Source organism: Methylobacterium sp. NEAU K (assembly GCF_030700285.1).
Classification (GTDB): domain Bacteria; phylum Pseudomonadota; class Alphaproteobacteria; order Rhizobiales; family Beijerinckiaceae; genus Methylobacterium.
Genome location: NZ_JAUYZJ010000005.1, coordinates 31,267 through 43,474, shown reverse-complemented (window position 1 = coordinate 43,474; position 12,208 = coordinate 31,267). Strand labels below are relative to the sequence as shown.

The following is a 12,208-nucleotide window of genomic DNA, read 5'->3' as shown; positions in this document are numbered from 1 at the left end:
GATTTCGCCACGGTCCAGCCTTAGCCGTTTCCTTCGCAAGCTCGGCTTGACGAGGAACCGGCGGCTGTGTCGGTCCGGTTCGCCTCGGTCAGACGCCCGCCGAGCACCCTTCGCGGGGACCGGAAGAGGATCAGGACCAGCGTGCCGAGCCTTCCGCGTCCAGCCCGTCGTATCGCCCTCGCGCTGTCCGGCATCGTGCTCGGCTTGGTGGCCGGAACGGCCGAGACCGAGGACGCGGTCGCCAATGGCGATACCCGCTCGCTCACGATCTACCATACCCATACCCAGGAGAGCGCGACCATCACGTTCAAGCGCGACGGCCGCTACGACCGTGCGGCCCTCGATCAGCTGAACTGGCTCCTGCGCGATTGGCGCATCAACGAGCCGGTCAAGATGGATCCGCGCCTGTTCGACACGGTGTGGGAGGCCTACCGGCAGGTCGGCTCCAGCCAGCCGATCCACATCGTCTCGGCCTATCGCTCGCCCGGCACCAACGCGATGCTGCGCCGCCGCTCCCGGATGGTGGCCGAGTTCAGCCAGCACATGCTCGGCAAGGCCATGGACTTCTTCCTGCCGGACGTGCCGATCGACCGGATCCGCGAGGTCGGCCTCCAGATGCAGCGCGGCGGCGTCGGCTGGTACCCGCATGCCGGTACGCCCTTTATCCACCTCGATGTCGGCTCGGTACGGATGTGGCCGCGCATGACCCACGATCAGCTCGCGCGCCTGTTCCCGGACGGCAAGACGGTCCTGCTCCCGAGCGACAACCGCCCCTTCCCCCGCTACGAGGAGGCGAAGGCCGAGATTTTGGCCCGCGGCGGCACAGTGGCCGGCATCACCACGCAGATGGCCAGCGGCGAGGACGAGGACGGACCCGGCCTGTTCGGCTTCCTGGCGAGTCTGTTCGGCGGCGGGTCATCCGCCCCAGAGCAGTCGGCCGCGTCGCCTCAAGCGTCCGTTGCGAAGAAGGGCCGCGGGACCGTGGTCGCAGTGGCAAGCGCCGACCCGCAGGACACGGTCGGAACACGTGTCGCCCTGGCATACGCGGCGCCGGCTGCGTCCGGGCAGGCGAAGGCGCCCGAAGGCAAGCCTTTCGACGCCAAGTCCCTGCTCACCGTGGCGCAGCCGGGTCCGGCCGCCGACGATGCGATCGTCGCCGTGGTAGCGCCGCTGCCGCCGCGCCGGCCCGCGGACTTCGCCGTCGTCGCGGCGTCGGCGTTCGCCATGCCGCTGCCACCGCCGCGCCCGGTCCAGTTCGCGTCGCTCGACGGGGGCATGGCGCATCTCGAGGCCCCCAGGGCAACGCGCGCCCTCGCCAAGGACGCTGCGGCGGAGCCCGCGCGGGCGCGGACCCTGGTCGCCCCCGACGCGGACGCGAAGGCGCAGCTGCGTGCGCTGTTCGAGGCGGCCTCCGCCGGTCCGGCCTCGGCGCCCGCGAGCCGCAGCGTGCCGGTACGGGTCGCGACGGCTCGCGTTCGCGAGGCAGCGCCGGACGCCGTCGTGGCGGCGGTGCCCGGACCGGTTGCGACGCGCTTCAGCGCCAGGAGCCCAGGCGACGACCTCACCGCCGCGCGGTTCACCGGCTCGGCGACGCGGACGACGCCGAGCGCGCGCTGAGGTTCAAGCCCTCGGAAGGTAAATCGCGGCGCGCTTACCGCAGCGGCTTGGAGAGATTGACCGCAAGGGCCGCCACGAGGGTCGCTGCATAGCCGTCATCCTGAGTGTCGGTGATGCGCTCGGCCTCGTTGCCGCTATTGGCCGCCACCGACATCATCAACATCCCGGCCGTCACGGCGGCGCCGAGCCCGGCCACGAGAGCCAGGTAGGCGCGCACGGCAGCGCGCCGGACCGGGACCACGGCGGAGCATAGCGGGGACGGGTCGGGATGAATCATGGCCGGTGATTCTGACGGGTGACGCTAGACCCGAGACGGGTGGACTACGCGCATGCGCGACCCGTCGGCTCAACCAGTCAACGTATCGCCGAAGACTGGGTTCATGAGACGTAAGGTCTTTTTCAACCGGTTTTTGCCGGTTTGGTTGACGAAGGCATGCGGGGGCGCCGAGCGCCCCCGCATGCGCTTCAGCCTTCCTTGCCGGAAACCTTGCCGAGGGCCGCCTGGGCCGCCGCGAGACGCGCGATCGGCACCCGGTAGGGCGAGCACGAGACGTAATCGAGCCCGACCTCCTGGCAGAAGCCGATCGAGGCCGGATCGCCGCCATGTTCGCCGCAGATGCCGAGCTTGATGTCCGGACGGGTGGCACGGCCGCGCTCGACGCCGATGCGCACCAGCTCGCCCACGCCTTCCTGGTCGATCGTGATGAACGGGTCGGCGGGGAGGATACCCTTCTGGGTGTAGGGCCCCAGGAAGGTCGCCGCGTCGTCCCGGGAGATGCCCAGCGCCGTCTGCGTCAGGTCATTGGTGCCGAACGAGAAGAACTCGGCCGTCTGGGCGATCTCGCCAGCCTTGAGCGCCGCCCGCGGCAGCTCGATCATCGTGCCGACCTGGTAGTCGAGGGGCGCGCCCTTCTCCTCCGACACCGCCTTGGCCATGGCGTCGATCCGCGCCTTCACGATGTCGAACTCGGCGCGGGTGAAGACCAGCGGCACCATCACCTCGGGGGTGACCGGGCTCCCGGTATCGGCTGCGGCCTGGATCGCGGCTTCGAAGATCGCCCGCGCCTGCATCTCGGCGATCTCCGGGAAGGCGATCGCCAAGCGGCAGCCGCGGAAGCCGAGCATCGGATTGTGCTCGGACAATTCGCGCGTCCGATTGCGGATCTTCTCCTCCGACACGCCGGTCGCTTCAACCACCTCGCGGACCTCCTCGTCCGTATGCGGCAGGAACTCGTGCAGAGGCGGATCGAGAAGCCGGATCGTGACCGGCAGCCCGGACATGATCGTGAACAGCTCCACGAAGTCCTGCCGCTGATAGGGCAGGATCTTCGCGAGCGCCGCGCGGCGGCCCTCGGCATCGTCGGCGAGGATCATCTCGCGCACCGCGATGATGCGGTCACCCTCGAAGAACATGTGCTCGGTCCGGCATAGGCCGATCCCCTCGGCGCCGAAGTTGCGCGCCGTGCGGGCGTCGGTGGGCGTATCGGCGTTGGCCCGAACCTTCATGACTCGGATGGCATCGGCCCATTCCATCAGGGTCGCAAAGTCGCCCGATAGCTCGGGCTCGAGCATCTTCACCTCTCCCTGGATCACCTGGCCGGTGGATCCGTCGATGGTGATCCTGTCGCCCGCCTTCAGGGTGGTGTCGCCGACCTTCAGGGTCTGGGCCTTGTAGTCGATCCGGATCGAGCCGACCCCGGAGACGCAGGGCTTGCCCATGCCGCGGGCGACCACGGCCGCGTGGCTGGTCATGCCCCCGCGGGTGGTCAGGATGCCCTCGGCGGCGTGCATGCCGTGGATGTCCTCGGGCGAGGTCTCGATGCGGACCAGGATACATTTGCGCTCCGCCTTGCGGTGCGCCTCCGCGTCCTCGGAGTTGAACACGATCTCGCCGGTCGCCGCGCCCGGCGAGGCCGGCAGGCCGGAGGCGATGACCTTGCGCTCCGCCTTCGGATCGATCGTCGGATGCAGGAGCTGGTCGAGGGCCGAGGGCTCGACCCGGCCGATCGCCTCGTCGCGGGAGATCAGCCCTTCGCCGGCCAGATCCACGGCGATGCGCAGGGCCGCCTTGGCCGTGCGCTTGCCGTTGCGGGTCTGGAGCATCCAGAGCTTACCCTTCTCGATGGTGAACTCCATGTCCTGCATGTCGCGGTAGTGGCGCTCCAGGATCCCGTAGATCCGGGTCAGCTCCGCGTAGCTCTCGGGCATGGCCTTCTCCATCGAAGGCTTGTCGCTCTCGGCCTCGATCCGGGCCTTCTCGGTGATGTTCTGCGGCGTGCGGATGCCCGCCACCACGTCCTCGCCCTGTGCGTTGATCAGGAATTCGCCGTACAACGCCTTCTCGCCCGTGGAGGGGTTGCGGGTGAAGGCCACGCCGGTGGCCGAGGTGTCGCCCATGTTGCCGAACACCATGGCCTGAACGTTCACCGCCGTGCCCCAGCTCTCCGGGATGGCGTTCAGCTCCCGGTACTTCTTCGCGCGCGGGATCATCCACGAATCGAACACGGCGCTGATCGCGCCCCAGAGCTGGTCCTCCGCGACCTGCGGGAAGTCGGAGCCGCGCGCATCCCGGACGATCTTCTTGTAGGTCTGAATCAGCGACTTCCAATCCTCAGCGCCGAGTTCGGTATCGAGCTCGAAGCCCTTGGCCTCCTTGTAGTGCTCCAGCGCCTCCTCGAAGGCGTGGTGCTCAACGCCGAGGACAACGTTCGAGTACATGGTGATGAAGCGGCGATAGGAATCGTAGGCGAACCGCTCGTCGCCGGCCTCCTTGGCCAGCGCCAGGACCGTCTGGTCGTTGAGACCGAGGTTCAGCACCGTGTCCATCATGCCCGGCATCGAGGCCCGGGCGCCGGAGCGGACCGAGACCAGGAGCGGGTTCGTCGCATCACCGAACCGGCGGCCGGTGAGCGAGCCGATCTGGGCCAGAGCGGCGACAACCTGGTCCTTCAGCTCCGGCGGGTAGGACTGCCCGTGATCGTAGTAATAGGTGCAGACCTCCGTGGTGATTGTGAAGCCGGGCGGGACGGGCAATCCGAGGTTCGACATCTCGGCGAGGTTGGCTCCCTTCCCGCCGAGCAGGTCGCGCATCTGCGACTTGCCCTCCGCCTTGCCGTCACCGAAGGCGTAGACCCACTTCGCGCTGCCGGTCGCCATGTCGATCCCGTCCATTGTCTGGTACTCGGCGCCGGCCGAGCTGATGGGCGCGGGTTGGACCATCCCGCATCGCAACGCAAGATGAACACGCCGCAGGCTGATGCCCACGCGGCTGACGCCCGGGACGGTCTGTCAGGGATCCCTCTTGCGCGCGCGACTCATGAGAAGCCGCGCAGCAGCCCGAGCCCGATCACGCCGACCGCGATCAGGTAGATCGCCACGATGTAGTTGAGGAGCCGCGGCACGATCAGGATCAGGATCCCGGCCAGGATCGCGATGAGCGGTTGCAGGTTCGAGATGGTGATGGTCACGGGCGCCTCCTATGGCCAAGCTCGGCCGCGGCTTGTCGACGTCCGAGGCGGATAGCGGTTCCCTGTAGCAGTCGCGCGACGAAGCGGCCGGGGGCGCCGGCCGCTTCGTCGTCTCGCAAGCTAGAGCCGTCCCCGATCACGTTGCAATCGGGAACGGCTCTCAGCCTTTGGTACGATGCTTCGTTTGGCCGAACCCCTCTCGAATTCGGCCAATGATGCTCAGGGCTTCGGCGCCGGCGTGGTTGTGCCGGGAATCGGATCCTTCGCCTCGCCGTTCGGCAGGTTCTCCGCGATGGTCGGGTGCGACAGCTCCGGGTAGGGCCCGATCACGTTGGCGCCGTTGAGCGGCTTGTTCGCGCCGTTGTGGCAGGTGGCGCAGTTGATCTTCGGCGCGTCTCCGAGCGCGCCGAGGCGGTTCCTCGGGAACGTCGAGGTGAGCGGCGTGATGTAGTCCTGGTTCAAGTCGCGGACCATTCGGATGCCGTACCAGGCATGGACGCGGTTCGGCGTGCTCGTGTCCCACTGCGCCACCGAGCGAGTGTTGTGGCAGAAGGTGCAGTTCACGCCGAGCGATTGCGACATGCTGATCATGATCGCGAAGGTCTTCTCGGCGTCCTGGATCGGCTTGCCCTTCGTCTCGGGCAGCGCCGTGGTGCCGTTGACCCGTACCGCGTCCTCCGACGTCTCCTTGTGCTGGTAGAAGGCTTGGTAGACGTCGTAGGGCAGCGAGGTGTTGCCGACCTCCGCGGAGGCGAGGTTCTGACTGTTGTTGCGCGGGATGAACCGCCCCGCGCCCTGGACAGGGCGGTCGAACCAGATGTTGGTGGGCACCGGGTTGCCCCGGTGGCACGTGTAGCAGGTCACGCCCGCCTCGTGGACGTGCTTCTCCTTCCAGGTCGAATTGATGTGCTGTGTCATCTGCAGCATGCGCCTGGCGACCCGCTTCTGGTAAAGCTCATCGGAGGCCATGTTCTCGGTGCTGTGGCAGTAGGTACAGCCCTGTTGGGGCGCCACCCATTCGGTGATCGAGACCATGAGGCGGTTGAACTGCTCGGCCGAGAGATCGCCGAGCACCTGCACGTTCTCGTAGACTGCCGAGGCCTTGTCGCCGCCCGCATCCGCGGGATCTGCCGGTGCCGGGGCGACGTTGGCCGCCGCGAGCGCTTCGTTCCCGTTCCGGGTTCGGATCAGGTCCATGCCGGTCCCGCGGAAGCCGGTCTGCTTGTTGGCCATCGGCGGGTGGGTCCAGCCCGCGCCGCCGAACATCGCGATGGTGAGGAACAGGGCCAGAGCCCCACCGACGACCGCCAGAATGGTCTTCATGACGGACTCCTCACGGCCTGACGGCGGGTGCGAGATGGGCGGGATCGACGATCGGCCCGTAGACTTGCGGGTAGGACGGCGCGACGCCGTGCTTGACCGCCCAGAGGTACCAGTTGTCCACGACTGTGCCGGTGAGCAGGATGCCGATGCCGCCGGTGAGCGTCGTCAGCACCGCGAACCACCACGCCCACCGGTGGATCGATTCCATCGTGGCATTGAAGCCCATGGTCCAGCGCCAGAACAGGGCGGCGCGCTCGGTGGCCGTGCCGCGGTCGACGATCTGGTCGATCTCACGGTCCGCGCCGTAGCGTGAGCAGGCCAGGATCGTGCCCCCGTGCATGGCGAACAGAAGCGTCGATCCGTAGAGGAACGTGATCGAGAGCATGTGGAACGGGTTGTAGAAGAGGTTTCCGTAGCGAAGCGAGAAGGCCGCGGTCCAATCGAGGTGCGGGAAGATCCCGAACGGCACCGCCTCGGACCACGACCCCATCATGATCGGCCGGATGAAGCCCAGGACGAGGTAGAGCCAGATCGCCGACGCGAACGCCCACGGCACGTGGGTGCCGAGACCGAGCGCGCGCGCCCGGCGGTAGAGGTGGACCCACCACAGCAGGATCGCCGTCGTGAGGAAGAAGCCGGCGATCAGCCACCAGCCACCCTCGTTGAGCGGCGGCAGGATCTTCAACCCGTATTTCGGAAGGGGCGGCTCCAGGGCGAGCCACGGCAATTGCCGGACGAACTGCACCGGATCCCAGTTCACCGAGGCCCACATGTTGAGCCCGATGATCTCGAAGGCGATCAGTCCGCAGACCATCGACAGGGCCGCGATGTACCCGATGTAGATCGGCCCGACCTGACTGTTGCCGATGAGCCCGAACAGGTAGCTGTTGAACGGCTTCCCGACCCGGTCGTCGACCTCGACCGGAACGCCGTTCTCCGGCTTGATTGGGCGGACCTGAACCTGCGTGAAGATGTTCTGGTAGTAGGCCATCGCCCGCACTCCCCGGTGAGCTGCGCGAGGCGGAAGCCCGCCTCAGCCGTGTGGTTTCTTCTCCGCCCCGCGTCGCGCGCGGGGCCCCGATATCAGCGCCAGACCGGCAGGTTGAGCCACCAGCCCCACCATTGCGGCCAGCCCTGCGTCCAGAACGGCCCGCTGATCACGATGCAGACCGCGCTCCAGAAGCCGGCCGACAGAGCCAGGAACAGGCCGAGCCGGTGGATGCCCAGCGTGCCGATCGAGTAGCCGATCGTGTCGCGGAAGAAGGTGTCCTCGTGCTCCGGCGTCCTCACCGTCTCGCCCTTCTTCGGGTTGGTCGCCGCGAGGATCAGGCCGCCGTGCATCGCCAGCGCCAAGGTCGTCGTGAAGAAGAACGAGACAGCCAGCATGTGCGCTGGATTGTAGTGAAAGTGTAGATACTGGTATCCGGTGTTGGATACCCAATCGAGGTGGCTGAGGATGCCGTAGGGAAACCCGTAGCCCCAGGCGCCCATCAGGAACGGGCGGACAACCACCAGGGTAAAGTAGGCGAAGATCGCCATGCCGAAGGCCGCCGGAACATGGTAGCCGATGCCGAGCTTCCGGCAGATCTCGACCTCGCGCATCATCCAGGACAGGAACGAGCCCAGGGCGCACATCGTGATGATCTGCCAGAGGCCGCCCTCCTTGAGCGGGGCGAGCTTCAGCCCGTAGCTGATGTCCGGGGGCGCGATGTTGATCTGCCAGACGTTCCAGGTCGGCCCGATCGCGGCGCCGTAGACCACCAGCGCGGTGCCGAGCACCGTGAAGAACAATCCGGTGACCCCGAAGAATCCGACGAAGAACGGTCCGATCCAGAAGTCAAACAGGTCGCCGCCGAGCAGCGTACCGCCGCGGATCCTGTACTTTCGCTCAAAGCTCAGCATCGCCATGGCGGCACCTCCTCAGCCCGGTCGGGAATTCATGGTGTGGGACCGCGGCCCTCGCGCGCCGCGGTCCCGACCGGCCCGCCTCAGGCGGGCAGGCTCGGCAGAACGAGCGTGATGTTGCTCGCGGCCTTGTTGACCTTCGGACCTTCCAGCCAGTTGAACCGGTCGGTCGAGAGCAGGATGAAATGGATCAGCAGCGCCAGGATGAAGAGAAAGGTGAACAGAGCCACCAGCGTGCGCCGCGGATCGAACAACAACCAGACCTTGTGCATCCGATCCTCCTCAGCCGATCATCGTGACGAGGGCGCGGGCCGCATCGGTGACGCCCTCGAGAGAGGCGTAGCCCTGCGGTCCGGGAAGCCACGGGCGCCACATCCAGACGAGGATGTGGGCGACCACGGCAATCGCCGTGAAAATGAGGAAGCTCGTCAGGAAGATCGCGTGGAACTCCTTGGCTTCCGGTTCCGTCAGCCCGGACAGGCTGCTCGGTCTTTCTGTTGCAATGGGTCCACCGGCCATCGTTCAGACCTCCGTGTGTTGGCCGCGCTTCCCGCGAAGCGCGACGGGTTCCGCCGTGGCGCCCTGGGCGGTCACGGCCTGACTTCCCCCGCGTCACCGGACGGAAGTATCTCGAGCAGGGCCAGTCAGCCCATGAACGCGAAGGGGATCGCCTGCACCGCCATGGCGCGCGCCTCGCCGAAAACCGAACGGGGGGCCGTGACCATTCCGGAGCGGGATGAGTCGCGGGCCGGCCTGAAGCGTCCGAGCGCGGCTGCGGCGAGGAAGAATGGGTACGTCGCGGCCAGGATGAGCCGGAACTGGAACGCGTCCTGGTGCAGGCGCGCGGTCGGGACCATCGTTCGCATCGTCAGGTCTCCTCGGGGTGAAGGGGAAGGTGGCTCATGCGGGGACTCCCCCGGCGAGATCGGCCCGGGCGCGCGCCACGTGGGCGGGCGCGACGGCGGCGGATTCTGCGGTGCGGGCGGCGCGCTCGGCCGCGTCGCGCAAGCGCTTGGCGGCGGAGATCCGGGCCAGGACCGGCTGCGCCTCGACCAGGGCGTCGAGCGCCTGCCGGGCCGCTTCGTCCCAGGGCAGTTCGCGGTGCTGGCGCGCCGGCGTGGCCTCGACCTTGTCCATGTCGCGGGCGAGCGGCAGGATGTGGAAGAGGGTGTCGAACAGCGCGTTGCAGACCTCCTGCACCAGGTAGGTCGCCCCGGCGTAGCCCATGAACGGCGTGCCGGTGTGCCGCCGGATGATCGCCCCGGGGAACGAGGCCGGGATGTAGGTCGCACGGGCCCCGCACTCCGCGAGGTACATCCGCTCGTTGAACGAGCCGAACAGCACCAGGGGCGGCCTGTGCGTCACCGCGGCACGAACCGCATCGTTGTCGGGCTTCAGCCCGGCGGATCGGCCGAAGGCGAAGTGACAGGGCAGGCCCATCTCGTCTTCGAGGAAGTGGCGGACCCCGCGGGCATAGGTCTCGGTGGCAACGATGCCGAAGCTCGCCGTGCCGAAGAAATCCTGCGTCACCGACCGCCAGAGGTCCCAGACAGGCTTGATCGTCGTGTGGCGCTCGCGCTCGATGAACGGCTCCGGGTCGAGGCCCAGGATCTGGCCGAGAGAGCGCAGGAACTTGGTGGTCGATAGGATCCCGATCGGCGCCTGCAGGTAGGGCCGCTCGAGGGCCTCGCAGAGCAGGCGCCCGAACTCGCGGTAGAGGCAGATATTGGCGTCGGCGTTGACGAGCTTGGGGACGTCCGCGAGGTGCGAGCCCAGCGGGAAGGTGAGGTTGACCTCGGCGCCGATGCCCTCCACGAGCCGGCGGATCTCGGCGAGGTCCGAGGGCATGTTGAAGGTGCCGTAGGCCGGGCCGATGATGTTCACCCGCGGGCGCTCGCCGGCTTTGCGCTCAGTCCGGGCCGGGATGCCGGTCTTGGCGAATTTCTTGGCGCCGTATTCCTGCCAGAGCCAGCGAATCGCCCGGTCGGCAGCCTGCCACTGGTCCTCGTCGATGGTGCGCGGCAGGAACCGCTGCAGGCCGGTGCCCTCGGGCGTCACGCCGCCGCCGATCATCTCGGCGATCGAGCCGGTGACCACCACGCTGGGCTGGCCCGGATCGAGCGTGGCGTGGGCGCGCTTCATCGCGCCCTCGGTTCCGTGACGGCCGAGTTCCTCTTCGGCGAGTCCCGTTACGACGATCGGCAGCTCGTGCGGCGGCAGCGCGTCGGTGTAGTGCAGCACCGAGGTCACCGGCAGGTTCTCGCAGCCGACCGGACCGTCGATGACGACCTGCAGGCCCTTGATCGCCGTGAAGACGTAGACCGCGCCCCAGTAGCCGCCGGCCCTGTCGTGATCGAGGATCAGCATCACGCCATCTCCCCGATCGGCTTCTTCGGGCCCTCTATCTTTGGCCCCTGCCGCCGCTGCGGAACCTCCTGCCAGACGCCCGCGGCGTAACCGGTGCCGACGCCCTCGAAGAAGTCGCGCATGGCGTCGAAGCGCGGCTTGTTGGCCAGCGCCGCATTGATCACCGTCGCGAGCGACCCCGCACCGGCCGCGCCCATGAGCGGACGCGCCGAGATCAGGTTGGTGAAGTAGAGCGCCGGGGTGCCGCGCTCCTTGGCCCGCTGCACCACCGGGGTCGTGCCGATGGCGAGGTCGGGCTTCAGCGAATCGAGGGCGAAGAGGTCGTCCTCCAGCGAGGCGCGATAGCGGACCTCGGTGCCCCGGGATTCCAGCCAGTCCCGATCGGCTTCGGACCACGGCGTGCGCGGGCAGGCGGTGCCGACATAGGGGACTTCAGCGCCGCTCTCGACCAGGAGGCGAGCCACCAGCAGTTCAGAACCCTCGTAGCCCGAGAGCGTGATCCGGCCCTTGATCGGCATGGCGGCGAGCGCCCCGCGGATGCCCGGAAGAATCCGGTTCTTGGCCGCCTCTACGGTGGCGCGGGCGACACCGCAGGCGTCGCCGATTCGGTCGAGCCAATCGGCGGTGCCGTCGACACCGACCGGAGCGGAGCCGACCACTGGCCGGCCTGCAGCCTCAAATTCGCGGATCGAGGCGGTGTAGAACGGGTGGATCGCCGCCACGGCGGTGCAGTCGAGCGCCGCGTAGAGTTCGCGCCACTCGCGGGTTGGGACTACCGGCCCGGCCGCGAGGCCCAGCGGCTCCAACAGGGCTCCGATCACCACCGGATCGGCGGGGAAGACTTCACCGAGGAGCGCCACGCTCGGGCGTTCCGAGCGGCCGCCGCGGGGCGCCGCCACCGGCCCCTGCTCGGCTTCCGAGCGGGCGACCTTGAGCATCGCGCCGGCGAGCACGTCCTTGGCTTCGGCGTGGGTCGGAACCCCGAAGCCCGGCACGTCGATGCCGATGACCCGGACGCCGTCGATCTGCTTCGGGAGGAGCCGGAGGGGCACACCGGATGCTGTCGGCACGCAGAGATTGATGACCACGACCGCGTCGTAATCGTCCGGCTTCGCGGTGGCGTGGACCGCCTCGCGGATGTCCTCGAACAGCTTGCCGGTGACCAAAGTCTCCGAATTGAACGGCACGTAGCCGACGCTGCGACGCGCCCCATAGAAGTGCGACGTGAAGGTCAGGCCGTAGACGCAGCAGGCCGATCCGGAGAGGATCGTGGCGGTCCGGCGCATGCGCAGGCCGACCCGGAGCGAGCCGAAGGCCGGGCACATGCTCTGCGGCTGGTCGTGCGGGCCCTGCGGATAGTCGCTCCGCAGCTGTGCCAGGGTCTCGGACATTCCGGCGGCTTCCGCGGCCGCCCGCATCGCGTCCTTGCCGGCATGGCAGCCGAGCCCGTCGCCCTCGGTGGCGGCGCGATCGATCGGAGCAGCCGCCTGGCGGGCCCGCAGATCAGTGATGTCGAGGGAGACGGCCAT

The 12,208-nt window shown here is 68.1% G+C and carries 12 protein-coding genes; 1 reads left to right on the top strand and 11 read right to left on the bottom strand.

Features of this window, described 5'->3' with window-relative positions; all coding sequences use genetic code 11:
- The first annotated feature begins 141 nt into the window (after positions 1–141).
- Entirely contained in the window at positions 142–1,617 is a 1,476-nt protein-coding gene (locus Q8W67_RS05610; protein WP_305541979.1) for a DUF882 domain-containing protein, read from the top strand.
- Between the two features lie 34 nt (positions 1,618–1,651).
- Here Q8W67_RS05610 and Q8W67_RS05605 read toward each other — a convergent pair whose 3' ends face one another.
- The 11 genes from Q8W67_RS05605 to bchY all read right to left on the bottom strand — a co-directional run bounded on the left by Q8W67_RS05605 (position 1,652) and on the right by bchY (position 12,208).
- Positions 1,652–1,894 carry a hypothetical protein gene (locus Q8W67_RS05605; protein ID WP_305541976.1) on the bottom strand — a complete coding sequence of 81 codons (243 nt, stop codon included), beginning with the start codon at positions 1,892–1,894 and terminating at the stop codon, positions 1,652–1,654.
- 188 nt (positions 1,895–2,082) lie between these two features.
- Entirely contained in the window at positions 2,083–4,773 is a 2,691-nt protein-coding gene (gene ppdK, locus Q8W67_RS05600) for a pyruvate, phosphate dikinase (RefSeq protein WP_305542481.1), read from the bottom strand.
- 158 nt (positions 4,774–4,931) lie between these two features.
- Entirely contained in the window at positions 4,932–5,084 is a 153-nt protein-coding gene (locus tag Q8W67_RS05595; protein ID WP_305541973.1) for a DUF3096 domain-containing protein, read from the bottom strand.
- A gap of 219 nt (positions 5,085–5,303) precedes the next feature.
- The gene (gene pufC, locus Q8W67_RS05590; RefSeq protein WP_305541970.1) at positions 5,304–6,407 is read right to left on the bottom strand and encodes a photosynthetic reaction center cytochrome PufC; all 1,104 of its coding nucleotides are present in this window, start codon (positions 6,405–6,407) and stop codon (positions 5,304–5,306) included.
- A gap of 10 nt (positions 6,408–6,417) precedes the next feature.
- Positions 6,418–7,398, bottom strand: a complete 981-nt coding sequence (gene pufM / locus Q8W67_RS05585; RefSeq protein ID WP_305541967.1) for a photosynthetic reaction center subunit M — start codon at positions 7,396–7,398, stop codon at positions 6,418–6,420.
- 92 nt (positions 7,399–7,490) lie between these two features.
- Positions 7,491–8,315, bottom strand: a complete 825-nt coding sequence (gene pufL / locus Q8W67_RS05580) for a photosynthetic reaction center subunit L (RefSeq protein ID WP_305541964.1) — start codon at positions 8,313–8,315, stop codon at positions 7,491–7,493.
- An 80-nt stretch (positions 8,316–8,395) separates the two neighbouring features.
- Positions 8,396–8,584 (bottom strand): light-harvesting antenna LH1, alpha subunit, encoded by a 189-nt coding sequence (gene pufA / locus Q8W67_RS05575; protein ID WP_305541961.1) that lies wholly within the window; start codon positions 8,582–8,584, stop codon positions 8,396–8,398.
- 10 nt (positions 8,585–8,594) lie between these two features.
- Positions 8,595–8,831 (bottom strand): light-harvesting antenna LH1, beta subunit, encoded by a 237-nt coding sequence (gene pufB / locus Q8W67_RS05570; protein WP_305541958.1) that lies wholly within the window; start codon positions 8,829–8,831, stop codon positions 8,595–8,597.
- Positions 8,832–8,956: 125 nt separating this feature from the next.
- Positions 8,957–9,178, bottom strand: a complete 222-nt coding sequence (locus tag Q8W67_RS05565; RefSeq protein ID WP_305541955.1) for a hypothetical protein — start codon at positions 9,176–9,178, stop codon at positions 8,957–8,959.
- A gap of 34 nt (positions 9,179–9,212) precedes the next feature.
- Entirely contained in the window at positions 9,213–10,679 is a 1,467-nt protein-coding gene (bchZ, locus tag Q8W67_RS05560; protein ID WP_305541952.1) for a chlorophyllide a reductase subunit Z, read from the bottom strand.
- A complete protein-coding gene (gene bchY / locus Q8W67_RS05555; protein ID WP_305541949.1) occupies positions 10,679–12,208 on the bottom strand; it encodes a chlorophyllide a reductase subunit Y in 1,530 nt (509 codons plus the stop codon). The genes bchZ and bchY overlap by 1 nt, the downstream gene beginning before the upstream one ends.